The organism is Pseudomonas sp. NPDC089758 (assembly GCF_044748705.1).
In the GTDB taxonomy this organism is placed as follows: domain Bacteria; phylum Pseudomonadota; class Gammaproteobacteria; order Pseudomonadales; family Pseudomonadaceae; genus Aquipseudomonas; species Aquipseudomonas putida_X.
In genome coordinates this window covers 139,081-165,494 of sequence record NZ_JBIVGN010000010.1, presented here as the reverse complement: position 1 = coordinate 165,494, position 26,414 = coordinate 139,081, and the positions used below count along the sequence as shown (strand labels likewise).

Genomic DNA, 26,414 nt, shown 5'->3' with positions numbered 1-26,414 from the left:
AATGCTGCGATGTTCAACGACCTGGGTCGACTGGGTAAATACCTGGGGCAGGCTGCCCGCCTGATGGTCGGCATGCCCGACTACGACAACTATGTCGAGCACATGCAGACCAAGCACCCGGACAAGCCGGTGATGAGCTACGAGGCGTTCTTCCGGGAACGCCAGGAAGCCCGCTACGGTGGCAAGTCTGGCCCGAAGTGCTGCTGATTCGGCACACTGCGTGAACCTGTGGGAGCCTGTGGGCTCCCACAGTCATTTTCAGCTTCAGGAGATTTCTGCGTGCAGACGCCCATTCCCGTAACCGTGCTCACCGGTTTTCTCGGTGCCGGCAAGACCACGTTGCTCAAACACATGCTAAAAGCCGAGCACGGCCTGAAAATCGCTGTGATCGAGAACGAGTTCAGCGAGGCAGGCATCGACAGCCAGCTGCTGGGTGACGAGCCGGTGCAGGTCATGACCCTGGCCAACGGCTGTGTATGCTGCAGCATTCACGGCGATTTGACCCGTGCCCTGTTCCTGCTGCTCGAACGCCTGGACGCCGGGGAGATCGCTTTCGATCGCCTGGTGATCGAATGCACCGGCCTGGCCGATCCCGCGCCGGTGGCGCAGACCTTCTTCGTCGAAGAGGAACTGCGCGACCGCTATATCCTCGATGGCATCATTACCCTGGTCGATGCGGCTCATGCCGACTTGCACCTGACCCAGACCATCGCGCAGGCCCAGGTGGGCTTCGCCGACCGCCTGTTGCTGAGCAAGACCGACCTGGTCGAGCCTGCGGTGGTGGAGGCGCTGCGCGAGCGCCTGGCACGTATCAATGGCCGTGCAGCGATGCGCGTGGTCGAGCATGGTCGTATCGACCTGGCCGAACTGCTCGATGTGCGCGGGTTCAACCTCAACCCTGACCTGGGCGCCAACCTCAGGCCAACCCTGCGCCCAGTGTTCAGACCCGCCACACCTGACCGCATCTCGACCCTGGTGCTGCGTACCGAGGTCCCTCTGGACATCGACCGCCTCAGCGACTTCATGAACGAGTTGCTCGAGACGCACGGCAAGCAACTGCTGCGCTATAAGGGTGTGCTCAACATTGCCGGAGAAGACCGTCGCCTGGTATTCCAGGGCGTGCTCAAACTCTACGGTTTCGATTGGGACGCCGAGTGGGCCGAAGGCGAAACGCGCGAAAGCGTGATGGTATTCATTGCCGATGAACTGCCTGAGGCGAAGATTCGGGCGGGTTTCGAAGCTTTGGCCGCGGGCTGAGCCGGCCAGGCGCCTGGGGGGCGAACCACTGCGGCCATGAGCTGCGGTGACGCGTGTGTACCTCGATGCAGGGGATCAGCCGCTCGGCGAGCACCTCGGTCTGCTGTACGGCTTTGGCAATGCGATATTTGACGCTGTGGATGCACTCGCGGTCGCCGAACTCGCAGCGGTTCAACGCAGTACCGCCACAGGGGCCATTGGCCAGGCCCTTGGGGCAGGTTTCAGGGCAGACGTACAACGTGTCTTCCAGGCGGCACCGGCCACAGGTGTCGCAGCCCAGCAACGGGCGCTTCACGCTGCGTTCCAGGCTGTGCAGCCAGCGGGCGCCGTTGTCGCTGGCCCACAGCGGCCGGCGCACGGCCCAGCCAAAGGCCTTGCTCAGCCAGTTGTTACGGCTGAACAACAGGGCATGAAACCCATGCAAGAGGTGATAACGCAGTTTCTCCCTGGCGGTTGCGCTGACCTGCGACTGGCCTTGGCGCCAGGCTGCTTGTGGTGGGTTGAAGGTCACCGCCGGCAGGCCTGGCATCTGCCAGCTCTCGGCCCAGGCCGTTGCCCACTGTGCCTGTGAATGGATACGCGCTTGCCAGTCCTGGATACGCGCCTCAAGGGCGAGCAGTTGCTTGAGCTCATGAACCCCGGAAAGGTGCACCCCGGCATACCCCATCGACTTTACGCCAATGATCTGCAGGGCCAGGCGATCGACGCTGCGTGCCTGGGCGTAGGCTTTGGAGACGGCCGCTTCAGCCTCGAGCATCTCGCGCATCGACGGCGAGACGGTAACGCCGGCGACATGCTCGAGCATCGCGGCACGGCCATGGCTCAGGCTCATCAGGCAGGCCAGCAGAGGCTTGGGTTCGACCTGACGGCCCATCCACTGCATGGCCTCCAGATGCTTGCTGGCATCGAAACCCAATTGCAGGGTGAGGAAGTCGGCGCCCGCAGCGAGCTTCTTCTGCGCCTTGAGGTACTGCGCACCGCCTTCTTCCTCACGGTATTTGAAGGGGTTGAGTGCAGCCCCCAGCAGCCAGTGGGGGCAGGCCTCGCGTGCAATTTGTAGTGCCGCGACCGACTCCAGATAACGCACTGGGCGCTCGCCTGGCTGGTGGCCGGGCAGGCGATCGCCGGTCAGTAGCAGCATTTGGTCGAGACCGGCGGCGTCCATGCTTTTCAGTTGCGCCAGCAGGTCATGGCGTTCACGGTCCTTGCCGGAAAAGTGCGGCAGGGCAGGGACCGGTTTACTGAAGCTGGACAGGGCGTCCAATGGCGAGAGGTCCAGCGGGCTACCGACACGGTCGCCGATGGCCACGGTCATTGGCCAGCCGCACAAGTGCCCACGGGCCAAGATTGCCTCCATCGCGGCGAAGCGTTCGGCCGACGGCTTGGGCACGAATTCCATGACGCAGACGAAGGTTTTATCGCGCAGCGCCGATCTAAGCAGGCTCATGGCAGTGGGGCACCTGGATTTGTCAGGGAAGCATTGTGCGACGCGTCTCAGGCGCGGGCATGTCTGGAAGCGCACGAGGTTGCTCTGAACGAGACGTGCTCGTGGCCTTCCATCATCAGCCAATAGGCCAATAAATGGCATTGAACCCTATGAGCGGGTCAGAAGCGGGTGGCCACCGATTTCGGCGGCCTGGAACAACCTCGGGCCTTGACCCAGGTTCAACGCTCGATCGCTAAAGCGACCCCCTGGCCGCCGCCGATGCACAGCGTGGCCAACCCCTTCCTGACGTCGCGCTTGATCATTTCATGCAGCAAGGTCACCAGCACCCGGCACCCCGAAGCACCGATCGGATGGCCAAGGGCAATCGCCCCGCCGTTGACGTTGACCCGCTCGGCATCCCACTCCAGCGCCTTGCCCACCGCCAGCGCCTGGGCAGCGAAGGCTTCGTTGGCCTCGATCAGGTCAAGCTCGCCCAATTGCCACCCAGCCTTGTCCAGGCAGCGCTGGGTCGCTGACACAGGGCCAATACCCATGATCGCCGGGTCGACCCCGGCACTGGCGTAGCCGGCAATCCTGGCCAATACCGGCAGGCCAAGGGCTTTAGCCTTGCCTGCACTCATCAGCAGCACCGCAGCAGCGCCGTCGTTGAGGCTGGAAGCGTTGCCAGCAGTGACGCTGCCGTCTTTCTTGAAGGCCGGGCGCAGCTTGGCCAAGGAATCGGCGGTGGTGTCAGGGCGTGGCTGCTCGTCACGGTCGAAGACCTTGGGGTCACCCTTTTTCTGCGGCATCACAATGGGTGTGATCTCGTCCTTGAAGCGGCCGGCATCGATGGCAGCCACCGCCTTGCGCTGCGACTGGGCAGCGAACGCATCCTGCTGTTCACGGCTGATACCGTACTTTTCCACCAGGTTCTCGGCCGTAATGCCCATGTGGTAATCGTTGAAAGCATCCCACAGCCCGTCACTGATCATGCTGTCGACCAACTGGCCATGGCCCATGCGCTGGCCGGTACGCGCCGACGGCATCACGTAGGGGGCCAGGCTCATGTTTTCCTGGCCTCCGGCGATCACTACCTCGGCGTCACCGCAACGGATGGCCTGGGCTGCCAGGTGCAGGGCCTTCAGGCCCGAGCCGCAGACTTTGTTCAGGGTCAGTGCCGGCACGCTGAAGGGCAGGCCGGCCTTGATCGCGGCCTGGCGGGCGGGGTTCTGCCCGGCGCCGGCGGTGAGTACCTGGCCGAGGATCACCTCATCGACCTGAGCCGGGTCCAGGCCGGTCTGCTCCAGCAGGCGCTTGATCACGGCAGCGCCCAGGTCTACTGCAGGCACGTTGGCCAGAGCCCCCTGGAAGCTGCCGATGGCGGTACGGGTTGCGGCGACGATGACCACATCGTTCATCTTGTTGTTCTCCGTGTGCAGGTGGTCGCCCAGCGGGCGCAGGGCCACCAGCTTCGGCGGGTTTGGCTCATTTGTTAAGTTTGTTTTTCTTTGCCATTGATGTGAAAACCCAATGAATGGCACCGGAACGGGTGTCCGGTTCTGGGTAGTTGCCACCGGTGCTTGCCAGCGCATGAGGGCTTGCCGGGGGCGCATCGTTTTGCATCCCTCCGATCACCCCGTAATATGTGTCGGATAACCTGTGGGGGTAGTCTCACCCTCTGATCAATCGGAATCGCCCGAGGCGGCGCTTCCCCGGCATAAACCTGACGAGGTACAGACATTGGCCATCATTCATCCTAAGGTTCGCGGTTTCATCTGCACCACGACCCACCCCAAGGGCTGCGAGCTGAACGTCCGTGACCAGATCGAAGCCACCCGCAAGCTGGGCGTGCGCGAGGATGGCCCGAAGAAGGTCCTGGTCATCGGTGCATCCAGCGGCTACGGCCTGGCGGCACGCATTACCGCAGCCTTCGGCTTCAAGGCCGATACGCTGGGCGTATTCTTCGAGAAGCCAGGCACCGAGACCAAGGCTGGCACTGCCGGCTGGTACAACGCTGCTGCCTTCGACAAGTTCGCCAAGGCCGAGGGCCTGTACAGCAAGTCGATCAACGGTGACGCTTTTTCCGATGAAGCACGCGCCAAGGTCATCGAGCTGATCAAGAACGAAATGGGCGGTCAGGTCGACCTGGTCATCTACTCCCTGGCCTCGCCCGTGCGCAAGCTGCCGCAGACCGGCGAAGTGATCCGCTCCGCCCTCAAGCCGATCGGCCAGCCGTACAAGTCGACCGCCATCGACACCAACAAGGACACCATCATCGAGGCCAGCATCGAGCCGGCCACCGAGCAGGAAATCGCAGACACCGTCACCGTCATGGGCGGCCAGGACTGGGAGCTGTGGATCGATGCCCTGAACGCCGCTGGCGTGCTGGCGCCACAGGCTCGCACCGTAGCCTTCAGCTACATCGGTAGCGACATCACCTGGCCGATCTACTGGCATGGCGCCCTGGGCAAGGCCAAGCAGGACCTGGACGAAACCGCCCAGCGCCTGGCCGGCAAGGTCGGTGGCAGCGCCAACGTGGCGGTGCTCAAGTCGGTGGTCACCCAGGCCAGTTCGGCCATCCCGGTGATGCCGCTGTACCTGTCGATGGTCTTCAAGATCATGCAGGAGAAGGGCGTTCACGAGGGCACCCAGGACCAGCTGGACCGCATGTTCCGTGACCGTATGTACCGTGCTGACGGCGCCGCGGCGGAGCTGGACGAGAAGGGCCGCCTGCGCCTGGACGACTGGGAACTGCGCGAAGACGTGCAGGGCGCCTGCAAGGCCCTGTGGCCGCAAGTGACCACCGAGAACCTGTTCGAACTGACCGACTACGCCGGTTACAAGAAGCAGTTCCTCAACCTGTTCGGTTTCGAGCGCGCTGACGTCAACTACGACGAAGATGTGGCCACCGAGGTGAAGTTCGACTGCGTCGAGCTGTAAGCCCCTTGGCTTGTACCGGCCCCGCGAAAGGGCCGGTACAGCCCCCGAATTTTTTGCTAGCGTTGGCGCACGACAACAGGAAGCGCGCCATGAGCAGCCTCACCCAGCCGGCCACGCCTTTTCGCCAGACCACAGCCGACGGCTATAGCCTTGGTGGTTTCTGCTGGCGCCACGCCCAAGCCAATCCCCAGCGCCCGCTGGTGATCATCAACGCCGCCACGTCCGTGCGCTGCCGCTACTACACCCGCTTTGCCGATTACCTGTTCGCCCAAGGCTGCGATGTGTTGACCTACGATTACCGCGGCATCGGCGAATCCCGGCCGCCTTCCTTGCGTGGGTTCCAGGCCTCCTGGAGCGACTGGGGCAGGCTGGATTTCGAAGCGATGCTGGTACACGCCAGCCAGGCATTTCCCTGCCAGCCGGTGGATGTCGTGGGGCACAGCTTCGGTGGTTGCGCCGTGGGGCTGGCGCCGTCTGCCGGGCGGATCAGGCGGGTGCTGATGGTTGGGGCGCAGTTCGCCTATTGGCGCGACTATGCAGCCGATCAGCGATGGCGGCTGTTTGGCAAGTGGCACGTGGCGATGCCCTTGCTGACCCGCGTGTTCGGTTACTTCCCCGGCAAGCGCCTGGGCTGGATGGAAGACACGCCTGCAGGTGTGGTGCAGGACTGGACTACCGCTACTGCACGCTACGAGCAAAGGCCCAGCGGGCGCCAGTTGCAGCATTTGCCGTTTGCTCAGGTGCGGGCTGCAACCTTGGCGATCAGCCTGACCGATGACCCGTTTGGCACGGTGGCCGCTACGGAGCGATTGCTAGGTTATCTGCAGGGCGCAGAGCGTCGGCATCTGCGGATCGCCCCTGTGGATATCGCGGTCGAGGACATTGGCCACTTCGCGTTCTTCCATGACCGGTTCCGCGAGAGCCTGTGGCCGATTGCGCTGGCGTGGGTGCAGCGCGGCGGGTTGCCGGCCGGAGGGCCGGGGCAGGTCATCAGCTGATGCGGCCTGCCCCGCCCGGCAGTATCAGGCGTTGCGCGAAAGCGGCTGCGCGGTGAACTTCACCCCCGCCAGGCCATGCGAGATCAGCGCACGGATGTTGCCATGGTCGGTGCCTTGGGGCGTGGCCACCACGTCGCGGTAGTGTTCGCCGAAGGCCAGCAACGCCTCCTGGTCGCTCAGGCCCTCCAGCAGGGCCAGGCCCAGCGTCTTGCACGAGCCTTCGTTCTGCCCGGCGGCGTTTTCCACGCCACCGTTGGTGAAGGCCTGTGGTTGGTAGCTGTAGTTGGCGGCGATGAACGCCAGGGTGTCGGCAAAGGCGTGTTCGCCGCTGGCCAGGCTGGCGCGCAGGGTGTTCAGATCAGTCACGAGGTTTTCCTTTTTCAAACGCCGCTTGCTGGTCGGCGCTGGCTTCTTTCTGGTACTGGCTTTTCCATTCGGCGTAGGGCATGCCATACACCGCTTCACGGGCGTCATCCAGGCTGATGTCGACCTGGCGTTCGTCGGCCGCGGCCTTGTACCACTTGGACAGGCAGTTACGGCAGAAACCGGAAAGGTTCATCAGGTCGATGTTCTGCACGTCGGTGCGGTTCTGCAGGTGTGCGACCAGGCGCCGGAAGGCGGCGGCCTCGAGTTCGAGTTGTTCTTGCGCTGTCATGGGGTTCTCTCAAATCATGCGATTCTTCAGGTGGCGGCCACCGTTGATGACCACCTGGCTGCCGGTGCTGTATTGGCTGTCGAGCAGGTATTTGACCGTCTCGATCAGCGGGCCTGGGCCGGGTTCGAATTCCAGCAGGGCCTTTTTCAGGGTCTGCTGGCGATAGGCTTCGTCGCCCCCTTCCTTGAGGATCAGCAGCCCGGGCAGGATACCGTTGACGTGCACCTTGGGCGCATATTTTTCGGCAAACGACAGCACCATGTTCTGCAGCGCTGCCTTGGTGGCGGCGTAGCCGATATGGCTCTTGCTGCCACGCGAGGACGTTTCGTCGCAGATGTGGATGATATCGGCCTTGTCGACCTTGTTCAGCAAATCACCCAGCGCCAGGTTCAGGTGGTAGGGCGCCTCGACGTGGAGGCGGAACATGGTCTGCAGGTTGTCCAGGCCATCGTCGAGCCACAAGGAGGCATTGTGGATGATCGCGCGCAGGCCATCGTAGTGCTGCTGCAGGTAGTCGATCAGCGCCTGGCGTTCGGCCGCCAGGCAAAGGTCGGCCTGGAACTGCACGATGTTCGGGTGCGCAGGCTGGGGCTGCACGCTGCGGCTGGCACTGACCACGGTATGGCCGGCCTCTGCCAGCTCGAGGGCCAAGGCCAGCCCGACGCGCTGACTGGCTCCGGTAACGAGAATTGGGCTGTTCATGTGCGGGCGGTCAACTTGTCTTTCCTGTCGTTGCCGCCCAGCATACCCGAACTGTTTCCCTCGTGTGCGGCCTCGCCTCAGCGGCTGCGCAGAGCGGCGCCTGAGGCAGGCGAAGCATGCAGCCAGCTGGCCAGCAGGCGGGTGGAGAGCGGGATGAACAGGTACACCATCAGTGGCGTGAGTGCCAAGGTGCTGAGCATCACCCGCGGCAGCAGTTCCAGTGCGTTCAGCCAGTGGCCGAACAGCACGTTGAACAACAGCGACACGGGAAAGAATGCCAACCAGATCGCTACCGCCTGTTTCCAACGGGGTGGTTTTTGCACTGTATTGCTGCCAAACCAGTCATCGATGCCGCTGACGCGCCTCTCTTTGGGGCGCTCGAACAGGCCGTTGCCGCGCTGCAGCCAGGCGCGGCGCGACGCCGAATGCTCCCAGGCGTGCAGGGTGGGCTCGTCGCTGAAGCGGAAAATGATCTGGAATTCATCGCTGTCGTGGGGCGGCGCGAGGATGCCCGAACCGAGGTAGCCGGGGAAGTCGGTGGCCAGCTGCTCGCCTTCGTGCAGCCAGGCCAGCAGGTCCTGGTAGCGGCCGTGGGCGGCGCGGCGCGACACCATCAGGGTGACGGGTGGGGTAGACATCGTGTATCTCCTGGCGACGGGGCTGGCGGGTAGCCGGCCCCTTGGCTGTGTGGCCCGGGGTGGTGGGCGACACAAGCATCTATGCAAGAATCGGGCGCGGATTATGGCTGATTGAACGTCATTGGCAACTGCCTGCTGCAGTGGCTGGGTAACCTGCGACCTTTGCTCCCGTAGTAGACTGCACCTCCAATTTATTGCGCACAGGTCATTCAGTGCAGATCGACAATCAGGGACTTACAGCGGAAGTCGAAGCAGGCCTGCAGCATCAGGACCTGTTCCCCATACGTGAAGTTTCCCGGCTCACCGGGGTCAATGTCGTGACCCTGCGTGCCTGGGAGCGGCGCTATGGGCTGATCCAGCCAACACGCACCGACAGCGGCCACCGCCTGTATTCGCTGGCGGACATCGACGATATCCGGCGCATCGTCGGGTGGCTCGAGCGCGGCGTGGCGGTCAGCAAGGTAGGCAGTATTCTGGCGCGTGATCAGGCGAGCGCGGGTGACGCGTTTGCAGCCGATTCTGCCCTGCGCTGGCAGGCGCAAGTGCGCGAGGCAGTGCAACGCTTCGATGCCGCAAGCCTTGATCAGTTGTTCGACCAGGTGTTTGCCTGCATCAGCCAGGACCAGGTTTTCGCTGATGTATTCATGCCCGTCTGGCACGACCTGGCGGCGGGGCAAGGTGCGTTCGGCCAGGCCAGCGAGTGGCTGTTCCTCGATCAGTTTTTGCGTGCCCGAGTGTTCTCGCGCCTGCAAGTCACGCGTCGGCAGCACAGCCGCTGCGTGCTTCTGGCGCCGCTATCGGGGCAGTGCCTGGAGCTGGAGCTGCTGGTCACCGGCCTGCTGTTGTGCAGCGATGATATCGGCGTGACGCTGTTGGCGCCTGGGCAGCCGCTGGATGAGTTGGCGGTCGTCTCTGCAAAGCTCAGGCCTGACGCTTTGGTGCTGTTCTCCAACCAGGCGCCCACCGCAGAGCTCAGCAAGCGCTTGAGCCGGATGGCTGTTGGGCTCGAGTGTCCATTGTTACTGGCGGGGGAAGCTGCCGAATTGGCCCAGGAAAGCCTGGCAGGCAGCCCGGTGGCGTGCTTGGGGGCAGAGGTGAGCGTGATGCGGCGGCGCCTGCGGCAATACCTGGCCGGTCAGCTCGACAGCTGAGCGTGCAGCTCCGGGTGGGCCTGACGATGGGCCTGCAGAATGTATTCACGCAAGCGCTCGGTTTCTTGCGCCAGGCTGCGGCTGAGGTCGTAGGCAGCGAGATCCGAGCCGATACGCCGGCGTAGCCTGCCGTGCAGTGTGATAGCCGGGATGCCCGCTGGCGCGAAGCGCAGGTCGAAGCGTGAAGGCGCTTCAGGCAGGCCGCGAATTTCCAGCAGCGCCCCTTTGAAAGATATCTCGCGCACGAACAGCCCGCTGACCTTGCCCTGCCCATCCAGCAGCGCAGTGGGCTGTTCCATCGACAGGCGCCAAGGGCGCAGCATCGGGCCGTCTTCGTAGATTTCCGGCGAACCGATCTGCAGATGCACGGCGTGGAACTCGTCCTCCACCAGTTGCAGGGGGAAATTGATCTGCTGGTTGTTGAACTGGGCCTGCAGGGTCACTTGCTCGTTGGCTACCAGGCGAGCCAGCAACGATTGGATGCGCCGATCGCCATTGACCAGCAGGCTCGACATCGGGTCGGTCTGGTTCAATTGCGGGGAATGCTGCATGTCCTGGATGAAATCCAGTTCGTCCTGGGTCAAAAGCGCATTGGCGTGCATGATCGAGCTCGGAGTTGGCGACTTCTTCAACGGGATTGACCCTGCCTTAGGCGCTTGGTTCCGGGCGCTCGTCGAAATCCCGACGAACGTGCATCTGCGCCAGTTCACGCTCCAGTTCGACCTGGCGGCTGACATCTTTCTGGATGCCGATGAAATACGTGCGGTTATCGGCATCGCATGTCACCGGCGTGATCGACAACTCGTTCCAGAAGGCGCTGCCGTCCTTGCGGTAGTTGCGCAGTACCTCGCGGCAGGGGCGGCCGTCGGCCAGCGCCTTGCGAATGCGTGCACGGGCAAGCTGGTCGCGGTCATCGGCCTGCAGAAAACGGCAGTCCTGGTAAAGAATCTCGTCGCGGCTGTAGCCGGTCAGGCGCTCGAACGCCGGGTTGACGTAGATCAGAATGGTGTCATCGCCTTCCTGTTCGGCTACCACGATGCCGTCGTTGGACGCATCGACCATCGATTGCAGCAGTTGTGCGTTGATCATGTCCGGGCCAGTAGGCAAGAGGGCGTAGGGGTAGGCGGCCTTTTGCCACCGTCGGATGCTAGTATCCTACGTTTTCACTCAGTTTCGGAATCCATCTCCCGATGAAAATCGCCATTATTTCCGGCTCCGTGTACGGTACTGCCGAAGAAGTTGCCCGTCACGCCGAGTCGCTGCTCAAAGCTGCAGGCCATGACGCCTGGCACGCAGCCCGCGCCCCCCAGCAGGATCTCGAAGGCTTTGCCCCAGAAGCCTTGCTGGCAGTGACCTCCACCACCGGCATGGGTGAGCTGCCGGACAATCTCATGCCGCTGTACAGCAGCATCCGCGACACCCTGCCCGCTGCCTGGCGTGGCCTGCCGGGGGCGGTCATCGCGCTGGGCGATTCCAGTTATGGCGATACTTACTGCGGCGGTGGTGAGCAGATGCGAGAGTTGTTCGCCGAACTGGGTGTGCGTGAAGTGCAGCCGATGCTCACGCTCGATGCCAGCGAGACAGTAACCCCGGAGACTGACGCCGAACCGTGGTTGGCGGCATTTGCCCAGGCCCTGGAGGCTTGAGGCTGTAGTGGCGACGCCCATGGGCCATGACCGTTCGTGCCACTGACTCGCTCGGTCATCAAGCTGGCTGTCAACGCAAGTTTCACCGAGTTGGTGGCTGACTAGACTCAGCCTCGACATAGAGAGCACATGTATGTGCCGAGGTGACATGCAATGAACGCAGCCTTGCCCTATAACCACCACAACCGTTGCATACCGGGACGAATCTGATGCCTTTGGCCGAGATACCATTGTGCGTCTGGCGTACCCGGAGTCAGAAATTTTCATTCCGGGGCCAGAGCATAAGCTACTGGACCGCAGGGCAAGGAGAGCCTCTGCTGCTGTTGCATGGATTCCCGACCGCAAGTTGGGATTGGCATTACCTCTGGGCGCCGCTGGCCCAGCGCTTTCGCGTCATCGCCTGCGACATGCTCGGCTTTGGCGATTCGGCCAAGCCGCTCAACCATGGCTACAGCCTGATCGAGCAAGCCGACCTGCAGCAGGCGTTGCTGGCCCACCTCAAGGTCGACCAGCCCGTGCACCTGCTGGCACACGATTACGGCGGCAGTGTGGCCCAGGAGTTGCTGGCGCGGCACCATGAACAGCAGAGTGCGGACATCGCCAGTTGCGTGTTTCTCAACAGCGGTCTGTTCCCTGAAAGCTGCCGGGTACTGTTGATACAGAAGCTGCTGCTCAGCCGCCTGGGTTGGCTGGTGGCGCGCTCGTTCGGGCGCGACGACCTGGTGCGCAACGTCAGCCAGGTCTACGGGCCGTGCACTCACCCCAGCGAAAGCGCACTGGATGATTTCTGGAGCCTGATCGCGGCCAACAGCGGCACTCGCATCCTGCACAAGCTGGTGGGTTTCGTGACCGAGCGCAGGCTGCATCGCGAGCGCTGGGTGGGGGCGCTGCAGCGTGACGGCGTGCCGCTGCGCTTGATCAACGGTGTGGTCGATCCGCTGAGCGGTGCGCAGATGGTCGAGCGTTACGGGCAACTGGTGCCCAACCCGGACATCGTGCAATTGCAAGGCATAGGCCATTACCCGCACACCGAAGCCCCTGTGCAGGTACTGCGCCATTATCTGGCGTTTCGCGAACAGCCGCTGCGCTACGTCCCGCAAAAAGTGGCCTGGTCCTGAGCGACTGACATCGTGGCGCGTTATCGCCTGGCATTCAGCCTGAGTGAGCTTGATTGTCCGCCGGCAGAGGCTGGTGGACACTCGAGGCCTTCAACCTATCTGGAGCCAGAAGCATGAGCGAGCCGGTACGTCTGCAAGACCGTGTGGTGATCGTCACGGGAGCCGGTGGTGGCTTGGGCCGCGCCCATGCCCTGCTGTTCGCCGCGCGTGGCGCCAAGGTGGTGGTCAACGATCTTGGTGGCTCTACCCATGGGGAAGGTGCCAGTGCTTCGGCGGCTGACCGGGTTGTCGAGCAGATCCGCGCCGCGGGAGGCCTGGCCGTGGCCAACCACGACTCCGTGAGTGACGGCGCACGCATCGTCGAACAGGCGCTGGACAGCTTTGGTCGGGTCGATGTGCTGGTCAACAATGCCGGCATCCTGCGCGACAAGACCTTCCACAAGATGGACGACAGTGACTGGGATCAGGTCTACCGGGTCCATGTCGAGGGCGCCTATAAGGTTACCCGGGCTGCCTGGCCCCATTTACGCGAGCAGAACTGGGGGCGGGTGATCTTCACCGCTTCGACCTCTGGTATTTATGGCAACTTCGGCCAGGCCAATTACGGCATGGCCAAGCTTGGGTTGTATGGCTTGACCCGCACCCTGGCCATCGAGGGGCGCAAGCACGGCGTGCTGGTCAATGCCATCGCGCCCACCGGTGGCACGCGCATGACCGAAGGGCTGATCCCGGCACAGGTGTTCGAGCGCCTCAAGCCTGAACTGGTCAGCCCCTTGGTGGTTTACCTGGGCAGCGAGCAGTGCCAGAGCAGCGGTGAGCTGTTCGAGGTAGGCGGAGGCTGGATAGGCAAGGTGCGCTGGGAGCGTAGCCTGGGTGTCGGCTTCGACCCGAGGGAAGGGTTCAGCCCTGAGCAGGTGGCCGACAGCTGGAACCAGATGGGTGATTTCGCTGACGCGGTACACCCGCAGGACAGCCTGCAGGCGTTGCAGCAGATGATGGCGAACCTGCAGCGCTATCCGCTGTAGCGTGCGTCCGCCACGCCCCAAACGCCCTATGAATAAAAAAAGGCCGCTGCAAGCGCAGCGGCCAATCGAGACGTCAGATCAAGGAGCTTCAAAATCAACGTCGGTGAACCTAGCAGGCCTGAAAGGCGGGGGGAGGGCCCTTCATGCCGGCCAGTGATCCTAGAATAAGCGCTTGATCAGGCAGGAAAAATAGCCCCTTGCGACATTCACCTTTACGTTCCAGGCAACAGTGCCATCGCCCCTCTCAGGCCTTCGGCGAGTAACCCATGCGCCAGCTGGTATTGCCCGCCGCTGCCAGCAGGCGCTGCGCCGCCGGCCCATGTTCATCGGCGTGAAAGATCGAGGTCGGCCCGACTACGGTCATCACCGCAGCGATCTGCCCCATGGCATTGAAAACGGGCGCCGAGAGCGCATCCACGCCCGGCATCAGCAAACCGTGCACATGGTGCAGGCCCCGTTCGCGAATGCCTGCCAGCAGCCGGTCGTAATCGCTCGCGCTCTGCTGCAGCACGGCAAGTTCCTTGTCGCGCAGCTCCAGGGTTTCGCGCTCAGGCAGATAGGCCGCAAACACCAGGCCGGTGGACGAGCTGAGCAGCGGCAGCACCGAACCGATCTGGGTCACCACCGTGACCGCCCGTACAGCAGGCTCGATGCTGACCACCGTGGCCCCCTGATTGCCCCACACGGCGATGAAGCAGCTTTCGTTGAGTTCGTCGCGCAACTGCGACAAAGGCAGCGCCGCCAGCTTCAGCACATCGATGCTACCCAACGCTGCCAACCCCACGCGCAATGCTTCGCGGCCAAGCCCATAGTGGTTGGTGGCCGCATCCTGTTCGGCAAAGCCACTGGCAATGAGCGCTTGCAGGTAACGGTGCACTTTGCTCGCGGGCATCTGCACGTGCTCGGCCAACCGCGACAGGGAGGTAGACGGGGAGAGCTCGGCGAGGGCTTTGAGGATGTCGGTGCCGACTTCCGCCGAGCGGACCTTCTGCTTGCCGTTGTCGGTGGGGGGGCTGGCTTTGGCCATGGGTTACGGGTTTCCGGATTCGTCGAGTCGCGCCTTTATAGCTTGACGCATGACACGGAGCAAATTACGTTATTCGTAATCTGATTACGATAAATATAAAATCCGGAGGCATCGATGAACTGCGACACGTCGCCCGACCTTCAGTACCTGAGCGGCTTCGGCAATGAATTCGCCAGTGAAGCACTGCCTGGGGCCCTACCCATCGGGCAGAATTCTCCGCAGAAGGCCCCCTATGGCCTGTATGCCGAGCTGCTGTCGGGTACGGCGTTCACCATGGCGCGCAGCGAACTGCGCCGGACCTGGTTGTATCGCATCCGCCCCTCCGCCCTGCACCCGCGCTTCGAACGGCTGGCGCGTCAGCCACTGAACGGGCCGCTGGGCGCCGTCACCCCCAATCGCCTGCGTTGGAACCCTCAACCGATCCCGGCTGAAGCAACCGACTTCATCGAAGGCTGGCTGCCGATGGTAGCCAATTCGGCTGCGGACAAACCGGCGGGGGTGAGTGTCTACATCTACTGCGCCAACCGCTCGATGGAGCGGGTGTTCTTCAATGCTGACGGTGAACTGCTGATCGTGCCGGAGCAGGGCCGCCTGCGCATCGCCACTGAGCTGGGGCTGCTGGAGGTCGAGCCGCAGGAGATCGCGGTGATACCGCGCGGCATGAAGTTTCGCGTCGAACTGCCTGATGGCCAGGCCCGTGGCTACATTGCCGAGAACCACGGCGCGCCATTGCGCCTGCCGGACCTGGGCCCGATCGGCAGCAATGGCCTGGCCAACCCCCGAGACTTCCTGGCCCCGGTCGCGCACTACGAGGAGGCTCAAGGCCCGGTGCAACTGGTGCAGAAGTTCCTGGGCGAACACTGGGCCTGCGAGCTGCAGCATTCGCCTTTGGACGTGGTGGCCTGGCACGGTAGCAACGTGCCCTACAAGTATGACCTGCGCCGTTTCAACACCCTCGGCACGGTCAGCTTCGATCACCCCGACCCTTCGATCTTCACCGTATTGACTTCACCGACCAGCGTGCACGGTCTGGCCAACATGGACTTCGTGATTTTCCCACCGCGCTGGATGGTGGCCGAGAATACTTTCCGTCCACCGTGGTTCCACCGCAACCTGATGAACGAGTTCATGGGGCTGATCAGCGGTGCCTACGATGCCAAGGCCGAAGGTTTCCTGCCCGGCGGCGCGTCGCTGCACGGGGTGATGAGCGCCCACGGGCCCGATGCCGAGACCTGCGAGAAAGCCATCGCGGCTGACCTCGCGCCGCACAAGATCGACAACACCATGGCCTTCATGTTCGAGACCAGCCAGGTGCTGCGCCCGAGCCTGCAGGCCCTCGAATGCCCGCAGTTGCAGGCCGACTACGATAGTTGCTGGGCCACCTTGCCGAGCACCTTCAACCCGAACCGGAGATAACCCATGCACCAGTCCGCCATTGCCCGTAGTTGGGTAGAGCACGCCAACGGGCACAGCGACTTCCCGCTGCAGAACCTGCCGCTGGGCATCTTCAGCCGCCCAGGTGAAACGCCGCGCTGCGGCGTTGCCATCGGTGATGCGGTTCTCGACCTGGAGGCCGTACTGGCTGCCGGGCTGTTCGAGGGCCAGGCCAAGGCTGCGGTGGAGGCTACCCGTGGTGGTGCGCTGAACGCCTTTTTCGCCCTCGGCCGTGAGGCCCGCGTGGCGCTGCGCGAGCGATTGTTGGCGTTGTTGGGCGAACACAGCGAGCACCAGGCGGTGCTCAAAGGGGCGCTGCATCCTGCCAGCGATTGCCAGTTGCACCTGCCAGCCAAGGTCGGCGACTACACCGATTTCTATGTCGGCATTCAGCACGCCACCAACGTCGGCAAGCTGTTCCGCCCCGATAACCCACTGCTGCCCAACTACAAGTACGTGCCGATCGGCTACCACGGCCGCGCCTCGACCCTGCGCCCGTCCGGCACCGATGTACGCCGCCCCAAGGGCCAGACGCTGCCCGCCGGGCACACCGAACCGACCTTCGGCCCGTGCGCGCGCCTGGATTACGAACTTGAGCTGGGTATCTGGATTGCCCAGGGGAACGAGATGGGGCAGGCGATTCCGATCGCGCAAGCCGATCAGCACCTGGCTGGCCTGTGCCTGCTCAACGATTGGTCGGCGCGTGATATCCAGGCCTGGGAATACCAGCCGCTGGGGCCGTTCCTGTCCAAGAGCTTCATCACCACGCTGTCGCCCTGGGTGGTCACCGCCGAGGCCCTGGAGCCTTTCCGTTGCGCCCAGCCGGCACGCCCGCAAGGTGATCCGCAACCGTTGCCCTACCTGCTCGACCCGCGTGATCAGGCCCACGGTGCCTTCGACATCGAACTGGAAGTGCTGCTGCTGACCGAGCGCATGCGTGAACAGGGCTTGCCGGCCCACCGCCTGGCGCTGAGCAACACCCTGAACATGTACTGGACCGTGGCACAGCTGATCGCCCATCACAGTGTCAACGGCTGCCAGTTGCAGCCAGGCGACCTGTTCGGTTCGGGCACGCTGTCCGGTGCTTCGCCCGATGCTTACGGCAGCCTGCTGGAGACCACCTTGGGTGGCAAGCAGCCGGTGGAGCTGGCCAGTGGCGAGCAGCGCAAGTTCCTCGAGGACGGCGATGAAATCATCCTGCGTGCCCGTTGCAAGCGGGATGGCGTGGCCAGCATCGGCTTTGGTGAGTGCCGCGGCAAGGTCATTGCCGCCAACTGAGGGAGCAGGGTAATGGAGCTGTACACCTACTACCGTTCCACCTCTTCCTACCGGGTGCGTATCGCGTTGGCGCTCAAGGGCCTGGATTACCAGGCCCTGCCGGTCAACCTGCTCAAGGGCGAGCAGCGCGGCACCGAGTATGCAGCGGTGAACCCGCAGGGCCGGGTCCCGGCGCTGCGTACCGACGATGCCCAGCTGCTGGTGCAGTCGTCGGCGATCATCGAGTACCTGGAAGAGGTTTATCCACAGCCTGCGCTGTTGCCCAGTGGCGCTGCAGCGAGGGCCAAGGTGCGCGGTGTGGCGGCCATCATCGGTTGCGACATCCACCCGTTGCACAACGTCAGTGTGCTCAACCAGTTACGCCAGTTGGGCCATGACGAGGCCCAGGTCAACCAGTGGATCGCCCACTGGATTGGCCAAGGCCTGGCGGCTGTAGAGCAACGGATCGGCGACGATGGCTACTGCTTTGGTGAGGCGCCGGGGCTGGCGGATGTCTATCTGGTGCCGCAACTGTATGCGGCCGAGCGATTCAATGTCGACCTTGGCAGCTATCCGCGCATCCGCCGGGTCATGGCATTGGCCGCCAGGCATGCTGCATTCGCCATGGCGCACCCGTCCTGCCAGGCGGATACACCGGCTCAATGAATCGAACGCTTCGCCAGCGGTAACTGGCCGATACGTTCGGTCAGTTTCAGGCGCTGCACCGGATCCTCGGTGAGCAGCAAGGCATGCTCCAGGTCGAAGCGTTCGGCCTGGGGGCAGTCGAGGTGTTGGTAGAGCGAGGCGCGGGTCATGTAGTCGCTCACTTGCACCGGGCCCAATTGCATGACCCGTTCGGCGTCGATCAGCGCGGCCAGGTGGTTGTCATTGCTGATATGCAACTGGCGCAAATTACGCGACAGGCGCTGCAGCATCTGGGCCGGGGTAGCCGTTCGCAGGTGCTCGGCTGTCAGTGGCACGTGCGGGCCAAACTGGCGGGCCAGCAACTCGCGGCAATCATTGGGGTACAGGCGCCGGCCACCGCAAGGGTCGAGCAGGTGATCGGCACCGGGTACGCGCAGCAGAAAGTGCCCTGGGAATGCCACACCCTCCAGCGCTATGGACAGGCGCCGGGCCAGTTCCAGGGTGATGATGGCCAGCGCCAGCGGTTGGCCCCGGCGGCGTTGCAAAACCTTGTCCATCAGTGCTGCCTGCGGGCGCAGAGGGTGGTATTCATCCTGCTGGAAGCCCAGCGCATTGAGTTGACGCAACAGTGGCTGAGCCAGCTCGCACACCGGTAGCATCGGCAGGCTGGCACTGATTTCGGCTTGCAGGTGGTGCAGGCTGGCAAGGCTGGTGGCAGGCTCGACCTTGTGATCGTGCTCGGCGGCCATCCACAAGGCAGCCTCCAGCAAGGCGACCGGTTCGCGTTCCAGGCAGGCCAGGCAGGCTTGGCGTGGGTTCATCGGGGCATCTCCACATACCCTTGAGTAATAGCGCTGGCGGGCTGATTCGTCCAGTGGTCCGGTAGCAGCTTGGCCTGCATGCGGATGCCTATACTGCTAGGAGCACCTCGCAGGGGAGCCCGCCGATGTTCGCGCTGATGCAAAGCACCCGCACCCAGTCACTGCACCTGTTCAATGACCCCCAAACCGGCCTCAAGGCGGTTTTGGCCATTCATAACGAGATTCGCGGCCCGGCGCTGGGTGGTTGCCGCTACCTGCCCTATGCAGACGACGAGAGTGCCATGGCCGATGCCATTCGGCTGGCGCAAGGCATGAGCTACAAGGCGGCGCTGGCCGGGCTGGCATTGGGGGGTGGCAAGGCGGTGGTCATGCGCAACCCGCACGTGGAAAACCGCGCGGCGCTGTTCGAAGCGCTGGGGCACTGCATCGATACCCTGCAGGGGCGTTTCATCGTCGCTGTGGACAGCGGCACCTCCACGCTGGACATGGATTGCATCGCCCAGAGCACGCCCCATGTGACCAGCACAACGGCCTCGGGTGACCCCTCGCCGCATGCGGCGCTGGGCGTGTTTGCCGGCATCCGTGCGACCTGCCTGGCCCGCCTGGGCAGCAGCGACCTCAAAGGCTTGCGCATTGCCGTGCAAGGCCTGGGCAATGTGGGTTATGCACTGGCTGAGCAATTGTACGCAGCAGGTGCCGAGTTGCTGGTGAGTGACCTGGACCCCGGTCGGGTGCGGCTGGCCGTGGAGCAGTTCAACGCCCATCCGGTGACCAACGACGCCTTGATCAGTACGCCCTGCGACATTTTTGCGCCGTGTGGCGTGGGCCCGGTACTCAATGGCCAGACGGTGATGCAACTGCGCTGTGCTGCGGTGGCGGGGGCGGCAAACAACCAGCTGACCACCTTGCAGGTGGCTGACCAGTTGGAGTCCCGCGGGATTCTTTATGCCCCGGACTACGTGATCAATGCCGGTGGTTTGATCTACGTGGCAATGAAGCACCGCGGCGAGGAGCTGGGTACCATCACCGCGCACCTGGCGCGCATCCCGACGCGCCTGACCGAGGTGTTTGCCCACGCCCAGGCCGAAAAGCGCTCACCAGCGCGCGTGGCGCAGATGCTGGCCGAGCGGTTGCTATACGGCTGACGCTGCACGCCGGCCCCGCCGCCGCAGATCATTGGGCCGCGTCAGTTTCCAACAACTCACTCAAGGCGTCCGGCTGGCTCTTGAATGCCCGCGCGAACACGTCGCGGTTCTTCGCCATGTAAATGCCAGCTTCCTCGACCTGCTGCTCGGACAGCGAAGGCACCGCCTTCTGCAGCACCTCGGCCAGTCGCTCGGCCAGTTCGAGCATCTTGTCGTGACGATCTGCTTCGGCCTTATCCATGAACAAGCGCTCCGGGTCGCGGCTGCTGCGGTACACCACTTCGACGGCCATTCATCACCTCTGTGCCTTTTTGCGGTTGGTTGAACGATTACTGTATGCGCATACAGTAATGGCAATCGCACCTCAGGTGCAACCCTTGCCGCAAAAAAGCGTAGCCCACAGGTGCCTTGCGGCAATTGGCCGCCTTCCAAAGCAGGGGCCTGGCCCTTTAACTGCATGGCACAAGCGTCACATGCGTGACGCACCATCCTTCATGTCGTATCGGGGAATCGCACATCGTGAACATCAAATGGGCAGAAAAGCTGCGCAAGGGCCTGCACGGCTCGGCCGACTCGCTGGGCAATCTGTGTGTAGAAGGGTTCCACTACCTTGCCCTGTTCGGCATCGGCGCCATTACCGCCTACGCGGCGGTGATGACGTTCCTGGACATGCTCGGCAAGGGTGGCATCAGCGTCGATGACATTCTGTTGCTGTTCATCTACCTGGAGCTCGGGGCGATGGTCGGGATCTATTTCAAGACCAACCACATGCCTATCCGCTTCCTGCTGTATGTGGCGATCACCGCGCTGACGCGCCTGCTGATCGGTGATGTGTCGCACCACAAGGCGCCGGATGAGGGGCTGCTGTACCTGTGCGGGGGCATCCTGCTGCTGGCGTTTTCGATCCTGGTGGTGCGCTACGCCTCCTACCGTTACCCCTCGACCAAGGTGCTGGACGCCAATGGCAAGGCAGTGGAAGACGGCAAGTAGCCGTCAGTTGGCGATGGCGTGACTTGGCTGCTGGCGCGGGTCGCGGGTGAGGGCGGCCAGCACCTGCAAAGGGTTCTGCCCCAGTTCGATGGCCAGGCCCAGGCGGATGCTGTCGATCACCCGCTGCAGGCGCACCGGGTCGTTGCGCTGGGCCTGGGTGATCAGGCGCTTGGCGACCACGCCGGCATCATCGGACAAGGTCAGCATGATGCTGCCGTCCAGGCGCTCGATGCTCAGGTTGACGCGGTACTCGGGGGCGAAGGCGGCGCTGATCTGCTCGAATGGATTGTTCATGGTCTGGGCCTGCAATAGGTGATTGCAGGAATTGACCGGGTAGGTGCCGGGTTGGTTCAGGGCATTTGATCGGTAGCCTGGCATCAACAGGGCAAGGCAATTAGCCACTAGTGTGGCTACACTCTTTTGACCAAAGCCGCGATGGCTGGCCTCTGGCCTGCAAAGGAGTGCCCGTGGTTCCCTCTTCCGCTGCCCGGCAGCGTGGCGCGATCGGCCTGATGGCGGTTACCACACTGGCGCTGGCCTTGCTGTTCATGCTGGTAGCGGTGGACAGCGGCCGTCTTTACCTTGAGCAGCGCAAGTTGCAACGTATCGCCGACATGGCCGCGCTGGAGGCTGCTGGCCAGTCTGCCGTGTGCACCGGCAATGGCCCACAGGCCACGGCCATTGCCAGCATCGCCGCGGCCCGCAACGGCCACACGCCCGGCAGCCCGGTGGTGGCCAGCTGCGGTTACCTGCAGACCGGTGCCAACAGCCTGCGCACCTTCACCCATGACAACACCCGTAACGAAGCGATAAGGGTCGATGTCAGCAACACCGTCACCACCAGTTTCGCCGCCGGCATCTACCTCCTGACCCAAGGGGGGGAGGTGCCGCTGACCACGACCTTGCAGGCCCATGCTGTGGCATCGAAACCCTCGCCGCCACAGGCCATGCTGAGCATTCGCACTACGTTGGCTACGGTGAACTCGCAACAGTCGGTGTTGCTCGATGGCTTGCTCGGCGCCTTGGGTGGCAACGTGCAGCTTGGCCTGGCGGGCTGGAGCGGTATCGCCGCAACCGACCTCAACCTGCTCGATTACCTCGACCAGTTGGCTGTCGACCTGCAATTGACCGTCGGCGACTACCAGCAGCTAGTCAATGCCGACGCCACCGCCACACAATTGCTGGAAGCGGCGGTCAAGGTGCTTGAGCAAAGCGGCGCCGCCGCCGATGTCGTCACCAACCTGGGCAAGGTCGCCCTGGGTGCCGGCAACAGCACCTTGCTGCAACTGGGCGAGATTCTCGATATTCAGAACGGTACTGCCCAAGCAGGGCTGGACGCCAGCATCCAGCTGCTGCAGCTGGTGCAGGGGGTGATCCAGCTGGCGGCGAGCGAAAGCGCAGCCACTGCAGACTTGCCGCTCAGCGTGCTCGGCCTGGTCAACGGTCGGGTGCGGCTGAAGGTGATCGAGCCGCAACAGGTCTCGGCGGTCGGCGACCCGCGTACGGATGAACTGAGGGTTCACACGGCTCAGGTACGGGCGATGATTTCCCTCGACCTGCCGCTGCTCAGCGGGGTTTTCGGCTTGGCCAATGCCGTGCTCGACCTTGTCTCGCCGCTGACCAACGTGCTCAATAACCTGCTCAGCCTGAACCTGGCTTCGACACTGGAGTCGGTGCTGTGTCTGCTGGGTGTGCCGTGCACTGTCACCGACATCGTGCTCGTGCCAGACAGGCTTCAGCTCGACATTGGCCTTGAGGTCGCCGAAGCCACGGCGCGCCTCGACCCGCAGTCCCCTGACACGTTCAGGTGCTCGCCCAAGCGTTTGACCGTTCAGGCTCAGAGCGCTGCCGCCAAGCTGGCGGTGGGCCGCTTCGAATCCGCTGATGCGTTCTTCACCACCGGCACGACCGCAGTCAAGGCCCTGCCATTGGTCGATATCGGCACCATGCGCTGCACCAAGTTGCTGATACTCGGCACCTGCCAAAGCCGAATACCTTACGCCGGTGGTGGCCTTGGCCTGCGGGTCGACAGCAAATTGCTGGGCAGTGGCCCGGTAGAGCGCCCGTTGCTGTTCCAGGGGCCGGGCAGCGAACCGCCCAATATCGGCCAGCCCGCGGCCTACATGAACATGCGCCCCGCCAATGACAATGTGGTCGGCAGCCTCAGCGATACCTTGCTGGGCGTCCAGCTCCAGGCCTTCAAACCCACTGCCAACAGTGGCCTTGGCGAGGTGTTGGTGATTGCCGGTAACGTGCTCGGTGCGGTCAAAGGCATCATCGAACCGTTGATAAGCGGGTTGCTCAGCCCGCTGCTCGACCCCTTGGTCAATGTGCTGTTGAAGGTGCTGGGAATCGACCTGGTCAATACCGACGTCGGCGCCAACCTCAGTTGCGCCACCGGCCGAGCTCAGTTGATGTTGTAGATGGGCAGCAATACCCGGAAGCAGGCGCCGTCAGCCCCATTGAGCGCTTCGAGCCTGCCACCCATGGCCTCGACGATGCCGAAGCTCACCGACAACCCCAGCCCGGTACCCACGCCAGCAGGCTTGGTGGTGAAGAACGGCTCGAAGATGCGCGCGATCAGACGCGGGTCGATACCCCCGGCGTTGTCGTCCACCTGCAGGCACAGTTGCCCTTGCTCGATACGCTGGCAGATGCCGATTCGGGGGCTGACCACCTGACGCTCGAGCAACGCATCCCGGGCGTTGACCATCAGGTTGATCAGCACCTGCTCGAGCTGGTCCTCATGCCCTTGCACCTCCGGGCAGAAGTCCGGCGCTTCGATCTGCAAGGCGACACCTTTACCGCGCAACCCTTCACCCAGCAACGCTACGGCGCCATCCACCGCCGTCCACGCCGCAAACACCTCGTGCTCAAGCGCAGAGCGCCGCCCATAGGTGCGCATATGCTCCACCAGCCTGGCCACACGCCCCACCTGTGCATCGATGCGCTGCAGCTTGCCTTGCAGGTATTCGACGTCGAGCACTCCGCTTTCCACGCGCTTGAGGGTATTGGCGATGGCCAGGCGCATCACGTTCAGCGGCTGGTTGATTTCATGCACCAGCCCTGTCGCCAACTCACCGAGCGTGGCCATCTTCGCGCCCTGCATCAGTTGTTGCTGGCTTTGCCTGACCTGCGTGTTGTCGCGCCCCACTGCCTGCACTTCCAGCAGCCGGCCCTGCTCATCGAACAACCCACGCTCGGCCCACACCCACCAGGCATGCCTGTGCCCTGGCAGTTGCAGGCAGATCTCCGCGCTGCCCAGCGGCTGCTCGGGGGTCAGCGCGGCCAGGCGCTGCAGGAATGCAAGGCGCTGGGCTTCTGACATCCATTGGCCCAGGTTCATCTCGCGCAATTGCTCAGGGGCGCACTCCAGCTGGTCGGCGAGCGGCCGGTTGCCGAACAGCAATTGCAGGTCCGGGGTGTAGCGGCAGATCATCGCGGGTGAATCCTCCACCAGTACCCGGTAGCGTTCCTCACTCTGGCGCACACGCTCGGCAGCTTCGGTCGCTTCGCTGACATCAAGCCACAGGCCGACCACCTCGACCGGCTGGCCCAGGTCGTCACGCAACAGGCGGGCTTCGTCCAGCACCCAGTGGTAGCCACCCAGTTGATCGCGCAGGCGATAGCGGCTGCGTACCTGGCCATCGCGCAACAGCGTACGTGTTCGTTCAAGCCACAGTGCCTGGTCGTGCGGGTGTACCGCCTGGCCTGGCTGGCGCGCCAGTTCGCTATCTTTGGGCCAGCCCAGCATCGGCGTCAGGCTGGCGCTGAAAAATTCGCTGTGCAGCGCGCCCTCGCTACAGCGCTGGATATAGATCACCGCAGGCGAGCTGGCGATCAGGTTCTCCAGCCGGGCGCGCGCGGCGCTGGCCTGAAGTTCCTGGGCTTTCAGTGCGCTGATGTCGAGCACAAAGCCTTGCCCCTGCCCGCCGTGCAACTGCCCGACCCAGTGCAGCCAGCGCGGCGCGGCAGCACTGTCGGCTGCGAGCAGGCGCACGTTCAGGCTCAATGCAGCACCGTAGCGCAGTTGCTCCAGGGCCATTTGCGCAGCCTCCCGATCAGCCGGATGCAGGCGCGCCAGCCATTGCTCGAGGCTTACCGTAGCAGGCAGGTCAAGGCTGGCGGCCAGGGCCGGATCGAACTGCAGCAGCCCTTGACCGGGCCATTGCCACCAGCCTGCGCCCAGTTGCTGTTGCAACTCGTCCAGATGGCGCGAGCGCTGCTGCAACTGGTGTTGGCGCAGGCGCGCCAGCAGCGGTTCGAGCAAGGCTTGCAACAGCGCCTTGGCCGCCTCTGGCGCAGGTACCGACGGCGCGCCCGCACACAGCAACCAGGCCTGAACTTCATGGCCGTGGCTGTAAGGCACAAGGAACAGCGGTAACCCAGCGCACGTCGCTCGCCAGTGCGGCAAGTCCGGCGCGACCTGCTGAAAGTGGGCGGGAAGCGCCTGCAGCCACGGCTGCAGGCGTTGGTCATCGGGCCAAGGCCAGTCGTTTTCGCTGCAGGTATAGGCGCGCCAGCGCGCTTGGTCCGCCAACATCAGGCGTACCGAACCGGCGTGCCAGTGCTCGGCCAGGCGCAGCAGTTGCTCGGCGGTCGTCTGCGTCAGCCACGCTTCGCTGCAGTCACGCACGGCCTGGCCGACCTCTGCGGCCAGCTGGCGCTGGGTCAGCCACTGCTCCTGCTGAGCGCCTTGGCGCAGCAGGTCGCTGATATCGAACAGCTGCAGCATCCAGCCGATCGCCTGGTGTTGCAGCCAGCCGCGGGTCTGCAGGGCGTGGCCGTGCACGGTGTGGAAATCCAGATCCAGCGCTTGCCCTTGCCAATCGGCAGGCACGCCTTCGAGGGCCAGCCAGCTGTGCCGATACAGGTAGTCGTGTATTCGCGCCTGGGCGTGGGCAGGTACGGCCAGCAGCGTGCGCAAGGGCCCGGCCAGGCGCAGCACGTGCCCGTGATCGTCCAGCCACACCTGCAGGCCCACCGCCTGCGGCATCTGCGCGGCAGGGCTGCCCAGCCAGCGATCGAACAGGCCGCTCACAGTTGCAGGCTCGCTTCGGCCCGCAAGCTCTCAGGCAAGCGGGGCACTTCGCCAATCAGCGGTATCACCAGCATCGGCAATACGTTGTGCAGTTTCCTTTTCGGATAATTGATCGTCACTTTCAGCAGCTTGTCATCATCCACGCTCACCTGTGCATCGGCCGGCTGGAAGTCCAGTGCCTCGGGCATCCAGGCCAACTGCTCACGGATCACGGCGTGGGCAAGCGCCTGCACATCGTCGTCATAGCTTTCGCTGCTCGGGTCCAGGGCCACGCAGCGGCGTACGGCCTCGCTGCTGGCCTGGTTGAACGACTGCAGCATCAGCATTGGCAGGGTGTAGCTGACCAGGCCGTAGAACACGGTGAAAAAGATCATGAAAACGGCGACGAACTCGATGGCTGCTGCGCCTTTTTGCCGTGCTGGCGGGCCTGCTTGCATGATTGCGTCTACCCTGACGAGGAGTCCTGAGTTACAGCATAGAAGCCTTCGACGAACAGGG

The 26,414-nt window shown here is 63.6% G+C and carries 28 protein-coding genes; 14 read left to right on the top strand and 14 right to left on the bottom strand.

Going from position 1 to position 26,414, the window contains the following annotated elements; genetic code table 11:
* Positions 1-9 precede the first annotated feature (9 nt).
* Together ACIPZH_RS15695 and yjiA are read left to right on the top strand one after the other, a co-directional pair.
* On the top strand, positions 10-207 hold the full coding sequence (locus ACIPZH_RS15695) for a YbdD/YjiX family protein (protein ID WP_008094130.1): 198 nt from the start codon (positions 10-12) through the stop codon (positions 205-207).
* Positions 208-279: 72 nt separating this feature from the next.
* Positions 280-1,257: a GTPase gene (gene yjiA / locus ACIPZH_RS15690; RefSeq protein WP_400636804.1), complete on the top strand. Its 978-nt coding sequence runs from the start codon at positions 280-282 to the stop codon at positions 1,255-1,257.
* On the opposite strand, the gene ACIPZH_RS15685 is transcribed toward yjiA, so the two are convergent.
* Positions 1,193-2,704: a methylenetetrahydrofolate reductase C-terminal domain-containing protein gene (locus tag ACIPZH_RS15685; protein WP_400636803.1), complete on the bottom strand. Its 1,512-nt coding sequence runs from the start codon at positions 2,702-2,704 to the stop codon at positions 1,193-1,195. The two genes, yjiA and ACIPZH_RS15685, sit on opposite strands and share 65 nt — an antisense overlap.
* Before the next feature lie 218 nt (positions 2,705-2,922).
* Positions 2,923-4,101 (bottom strand): acetyl-CoA C-acetyltransferase, encoded by a 1,179-nt coding sequence (locus tag ACIPZH_RS15680; protein ID WP_400629307.1) that lies wholly within the window; start codon positions 4,099-4,101, stop codon positions 2,923-2,925.
* Between the two features lie 322 nt (positions 4,102-4,423).
* Between ACIPZH_RS15680 and fabV the strand changes: the two genes are divergently transcribed.
* A complete protein-coding gene (gene fabV / locus ACIPZH_RS15675) occupies positions 4,424-5,623 on the top strand; it encodes an enoyl-ACP reductase FabV (RefSeq protein ID WP_241806555.1) in 1,200 nt (399 codons plus the stop codon).
* 89 nt (positions 5,624-5,712) lie between these two features.
* Positions 5,713-6,621, top strand: a complete 909-nt coding sequence (locus tag ACIPZH_RS15670) for an alpha/beta fold hydrolase (RefSeq protein ID WP_400636802.1) — start codon at positions 5,713-5,715, stop codon at positions 6,619-6,621.
* A gap of 24 nt (positions 6,622-6,645) precedes the next feature.
* On the opposite strand, the gene ACIPZH_RS15665 is transcribed toward ACIPZH_RS15670, so the two are convergent.
* The 4 genes from ACIPZH_RS15665 to ACIPZH_RS15650 all read right to left on the bottom strand — a co-directional run bounded on the left by ACIPZH_RS15665 (position 6,646) and on the right by ACIPZH_RS15650 (position 8,616).
* The gene (locus tag ACIPZH_RS15665) at positions 6,646-6,987 is read right to left on the bottom strand and encodes a HopJ type III effector protein (protein ID WP_241806557.1); all 342 of its coding nucleotides are present in this window, start codon (positions 6,985-6,987) and stop codon (positions 6,646-6,648) included.
* Complete coding sequence (locus ACIPZH_RS15660) at positions 6,980-7,276, bottom strand: DUF1244 domain-containing protein (protein WP_241806558.1); 297 nt, start codon at positions 7,274-7,276, stop codon at positions 6,980-6,982. The genes ACIPZH_RS15665 and ACIPZH_RS15660 overlap by 8 nt, the downstream gene beginning before the upstream one ends.
* A 9-nt stretch (positions 7,277-7,285) precedes the next feature.
* Entirely contained in the window at positions 7,286-7,978 is a 693-nt protein-coding gene (gene folM / locus ACIPZH_RS15655; RefSeq protein WP_267820971.1) for a dihydromonapterin reductase, read from the bottom strand.
* 77 nt (positions 7,979-8,055) lie between these two features.
* On the bottom strand, positions 8,056-8,616 hold the full coding sequence (locus ACIPZH_RS15650) for an antibiotic biosynthesis monooxygenase (protein WP_400629204.1): 561 nt from the start codon (positions 8,614-8,616) through the stop codon (positions 8,056-8,058).
* Between the two features lie 212 nt (positions 8,617-8,828).
* Here ACIPZH_RS15650 and ACIPZH_RS15645 point away from each other — a divergent pair, with 212 nt between their 5' ends.
* Positions 8,829-9,767: a MerR family transcriptional regulator gene (locus ACIPZH_RS15645; RefSeq protein WP_400636800.1), complete on the top strand. Its 939-nt coding sequence runs from the start codon at positions 8,829-8,831 to the stop codon at positions 9,765-9,767.
* On the opposite strand, the gene ACIPZH_RS15640 is transcribed toward ACIPZH_RS15645, so the two are convergent.
* Together ACIPZH_RS15640 and ACIPZH_RS15635 are read right to left on the bottom strand one after the other, a co-directional pair.
* On the bottom strand, positions 9,752-10,369 hold the full coding sequence (locus ACIPZH_RS15640; RefSeq protein WP_400636798.1) for a hypothetical protein: 618 nt from the start codon (positions 10,367-10,369) through the stop codon (positions 9,752-9,754). The genes ACIPZH_RS15645 and ACIPZH_RS15640 overlap by 16 nt on opposite strands.
* Before the next feature lie 46 nt (positions 10,370-10,415).
* Positions 10,416-10,856: a PAS domain S-box protein gene (locus ACIPZH_RS15635; protein ID WP_241806561.1), complete on the bottom strand. Its 441-nt coding sequence runs from the start codon at positions 10,854-10,856 to the stop codon at positions 10,416-10,418.
* 101 nt (positions 10,857-10,957) lie between these two features.
* On the opposite strand from ACIPZH_RS15635, the gene ACIPZH_RS15630 reads away from it, so the two are divergent.
* The 3 genes from ACIPZH_RS15630 to ACIPZH_RS15620 all read left to right on the top strand — a co-directional run bounded on the left by ACIPZH_RS15630 (position 10,958) and on the right by ACIPZH_RS15620 (position 13,556).
* Positions 10,958-11,413 (top strand): flavodoxin, encoded by a 456-nt coding sequence (locus tag ACIPZH_RS15630; RefSeq protein ID WP_400636796.1) that lies wholly within the window; start codon positions 10,958-10,960, stop codon positions 11,411-11,413.
* Between the two features lie 209 nt (positions 11,414-11,622).
* On the top strand, positions 11,623-12,531 hold the full coding sequence (locus ACIPZH_RS15625) for an alpha/beta fold hydrolase (RefSeq protein ID WP_400636795.1): 909 nt from the start codon (positions 11,623-11,625) through the stop codon (positions 12,529-12,531).
* Positions 12,532-12,644: 113 nt separating this feature from the next.
* Complete coding sequence (locus ACIPZH_RS15620; protein WP_400636793.1) at positions 12,645-13,556, top strand: SDR family oxidoreductase; 912 nt, start codon at positions 12,645-12,647, stop codon at positions 13,554-13,556.
* 244 nt (positions 13,557-13,800) lie between these two features.
* Here ACIPZH_RS15620 and ACIPZH_RS15615 read toward each other — a convergent pair whose 3' ends face one another.
* The gene (locus tag ACIPZH_RS15615; protein ID WP_400636791.1) at positions 13,801-14,583 is read right to left on the bottom strand and encodes an IclR family transcriptional regulator; all 783 of its coding nucleotides are present in this window, start codon (positions 14,581-14,583) and stop codon (positions 13,801-13,803) included.
* A 114-nt stretch (positions 14,584-14,697) separates the two neighbouring features.
* On the opposite strand from ACIPZH_RS15615, the gene hmgA reads away from it, so the two are divergent.
* Genes hmgA through maiA form a run of 3 tightly spaced genes read left to right on the top strand, consistent with a single transcriptional unit; the run spans position 14,698 to position 17,940 of the window.
* The gene (gene hmgA / locus ACIPZH_RS15610; protein WP_400636789.1) at positions 14,698-15,999 is read left to right on the top strand and encodes a homogentisate 1,2-dioxygenase; all 1,302 of its coding nucleotides are present in this window, start codon (positions 14,698-14,700) and stop codon (positions 15,997-15,999) included.
* 3 nt (positions 16,000-16,002) lie between these two features.
* Positions 16,003-17,295 carry a fumarylacetoacetase gene (fahA, locus tag ACIPZH_RS15605; protein ID WP_400636788.1) on the top strand — a complete coding sequence of 431 codons (1,293 nt, stop codon included), beginning with the start codon at positions 16,003-16,005 and terminating at the stop codon, positions 17,293-17,295.
* Between the two features lie 12 nt (positions 17,296-17,307).
* Positions 17,308-17,940 (top strand): maleylacetoacetate isomerase, encoded by a 633-nt coding sequence (gene maiA / locus ACIPZH_RS15600; RefSeq protein WP_400636786.1) that lies wholly within the window; start codon positions 17,308-17,310, stop codon positions 17,938-17,940.
* Here the strand turns inward: maiA and ACIPZH_RS15595 are convergent.
* Positions 17,934-18,740: a SirB1 family protein gene (locus ACIPZH_RS15595; RefSeq protein ID WP_400636785.1), complete on the bottom strand. Its 807-nt coding sequence runs from the start codon at positions 18,738-18,740 to the stop codon at positions 17,934-17,936. The genes maiA and ACIPZH_RS15595 overlap by 7 nt on opposite strands.
* Before the next feature lie 125 nt (positions 18,741-18,865).
* Here ACIPZH_RS15595 and ACIPZH_RS15590 point away from each other — a divergent pair, with 125 nt between their 5' ends.
* Entirely contained in the window at positions 18,866-19,885 is a 1,020-nt protein-coding gene (locus ACIPZH_RS15590; RefSeq protein WP_400629222.1) for a Glu/Leu/Phe/Val dehydrogenase dimerization domain-containing protein, read from the top strand.
* A 28-nt stretch (positions 19,886-19,913) separates the two neighbouring features.
* On the opposite strand, the gene ACIPZH_RS15585 is transcribed toward ACIPZH_RS15590, so the two are convergent.
* Positions 19,914-20,177, bottom strand: coding sequence for a YebG family protein (locus tag ACIPZH_RS15585; protein WP_400636783.1), 264 nt, complete (start codon positions 20,175-20,177; stop codon positions 19,914-19,916).
* A gap of 227 nt (positions 20,178-20,404) precedes the next feature.
* On the opposite strand from ACIPZH_RS15585, the gene ACIPZH_RS15580 reads away from it, so the two are divergent.
* Positions 20,405-20,875, top strand: coding sequence for a phosphate-starvation-inducible protein PsiE (locus ACIPZH_RS15580; protein WP_039604338.1), 471 nt, complete (start codon positions 20,405-20,407; stop codon positions 20,873-20,875).
* A 3-nt stretch (positions 20,876-20,878) separates the two neighbouring features.
* Here ACIPZH_RS15580 and ACIPZH_RS15575 read toward each other — a convergent pair whose 3' ends face one another.
* Entirely contained in the window at positions 20,879-21,169 is a 291-nt protein-coding gene (locus ACIPZH_RS15575; protein WP_241806572.1) for a DUF3509 domain-containing protein, read from the bottom strand.
* A 173-nt stretch (positions 21,170-21,342) separates the two neighbouring features.
* On the opposite strand from ACIPZH_RS15575, the gene ACIPZH_RS15570 reads away from it, so the two are divergent.
* Positions 21,343-23,298, top strand: a complete 1,956-nt coding sequence (locus tag ACIPZH_RS15570) for a pilus assembly protein TadG-related protein (RefSeq protein WP_400636781.1) — start codon at positions 21,343-21,345, stop codon at positions 23,296-23,298.
* Here ACIPZH_RS15570 and ACIPZH_RS15565 read toward each other — a convergent pair.
* Positions 23,283-25,916: an ATP-binding protein gene (locus ACIPZH_RS15565; protein WP_400636779.1), complete on the bottom strand. Its 2,634-nt coding sequence runs from the start codon at positions 25,914-25,916 to the stop codon at positions 23,283-23,285. The genes ACIPZH_RS15570 and ACIPZH_RS15565 overlap by 16 nt on opposite strands.
* Positions 25,913-26,353 (bottom strand): TadE/TadG family type IV pilus assembly protein, encoded by a 441-nt coding sequence (locus ACIPZH_RS15560; protein ID WP_241806575.1) that lies wholly within the window; start codon positions 26,351-26,353, stop codon positions 25,913-25,915. The genes ACIPZH_RS15565 and ACIPZH_RS15560 overlap by 4 nt, the downstream gene beginning before the upstream one ends.
* Positions 26,354-26,414: the final 61 nt, after the last annotated feature.

What these genes read in the sequence shown, in the direction of transcription:
- ACIPZH_RS15695 (WP_008094130.1), top strand. Translation starts at nt 10, where the DNA reads ATGTTCAACGACCTGGGTCGACTGGGTAAATACCTGGGGCAGGCTGCC.
- ACIPZH_RS15685 (WP_400636803.1), bottom strand. Translation starts at nt 2,704, where the DNA reads ATGAGCCTGCTTAGATCGGCGCTGCGCGATAAAACCTTCGTCTGCGTC.
- ACIPZH_RS15680 (WP_400629307.1), bottom strand. Translation starts at nt 4,101, where the DNA reads ATGAACGATGTGGTCATCGTCGCCGCAACCCGTACCGCCATCGGCAGC.
- ACIPZH_RS15670 (WP_400636802.1), top strand. Translation starts at nt 5,713, where the DNA reads ATGAGCAGCCTCACCCAGCCGGCCACGCCTTTTCGCCAGACCACAGCC.
- ACIPZH_RS15660 (WP_241806558.1), bottom strand. Translation starts at nt 7,276, where the DNA reads ATGACAGCGCAAGAACAACTCGAACTCGAGGCCGCCGCCTTCCGGCGC.
- folM (WP_267820971.1), bottom strand. Translation starts at nt 7,978, where the DNA reads ATGAACAGCCCAATTCTCGTTACCGGAGCCAGTCAGCGCGTCGGGCTG.
- ACIPZH_RS15650 (WP_400629204.1), bottom strand. Translation starts at nt 8,616, where the DNA reads ATGTCTACCCCACCCGTCACCCTGATGGTGTCGCGCCGCGCCGCCCAC.
- ACIPZH_RS15640 (WP_400636798.1), bottom strand. Translation starts at nt 10,369, where the DNA reads ATGCACGCCAATGCGCTTTTGACCCAGGACGAACTGGATTTCATCCAG.
- ACIPZH_RS15635 (WP_241806561.1), bottom strand. Translation starts at nt 10,856, where the DNA reads ATGATCAACGCACAACTGCTGCAATCGATGGTCGATGCGTCCAACGAC.
- ACIPZH_RS15630 (WP_400636796.1), top strand. Translation starts at nt 10,958, where the DNA reads ATGAAAATCGCCATTATTTCCGGCTCCGTGTACGGTACTGCCGAAGAA.
- ACIPZH_RS15625 (WP_400636795.1), top strand. Translation starts at nt 11,623, where the DNA reads ATGCCTTTGGCCGAGATACCATTGTGCGTCTGGCGTACCCGGAGTCAG.
- ACIPZH_RS15620 (WP_400636793.1), top strand. Translation starts at nt 12,645, where the DNA reads ATGAGCGAGCCGGTACGTCTGCAAGACCGTGTGGTGATCGTCACGGGA.
- ACIPZH_RS15615 (WP_400636791.1), bottom strand. Translation starts at nt 14,583, where the DNA reads ATGGCCAAAGCCAGCCCCCCCACCGACAACGGCAAGCAGAAGGTCCGC.
- hmgA (WP_400636789.1), top strand. Translation starts at nt 14,698, where the DNA reads ATGAACTGCGACACGTCGCCCGACCTTCAGTACCTGAGCGGCTTCGGC.
- fahA (WP_400636788.1), top strand. Translation starts at nt 16,003, where the DNA reads ATGCACCAGTCCGCCATTGCCCGTAGTTGGGTAGAGCACGCCAACGGG.
- maiA (WP_400636786.1), top strand. Translation starts at nt 17,308, where the DNA reads ATGGAGCTGTACACCTACTACCGTTCCACCTCTTCCTACCGGGTGCGT.
- ACIPZH_RS15595 (WP_400636785.1), bottom strand. Translation starts at nt 18,740, where the DNA reads ATGAACCCACGCCAAGCCTGCCTGGCCTGCCTGGAACGCGAACCGGTC.
- ACIPZH_RS15590 (WP_400629222.1), top strand. Translation starts at nt 18,866, where the DNA reads ATGTTCGCGCTGATGCAAAGCACCCGCACCCAGTCACTGCACCTGTTC.
- ACIPZH_RS15585 (WP_400636783.1), bottom strand. Translation starts at nt 20,177, where the DNA reads ATGGCCGTCGAAGTGGTGTACCGCAGCAGCCGCGACCCGGAGCGCTTG.
- ACIPZH_RS15575 (WP_241806572.1), bottom strand. Translation starts at nt 21,169, where the DNA reads ATGAACAATCCATTCGAGCAGATCAGCGCCGCCTTCGCCCCCGAGTAC.
- ACIPZH_RS15560 (WP_241806575.1), bottom strand. Translation starts at nt 26,353, where the DNA reads ATGCAAGCAGGCCCGCCAGCACGGCAAAAAGGCGCAGCAGCCATCGAG.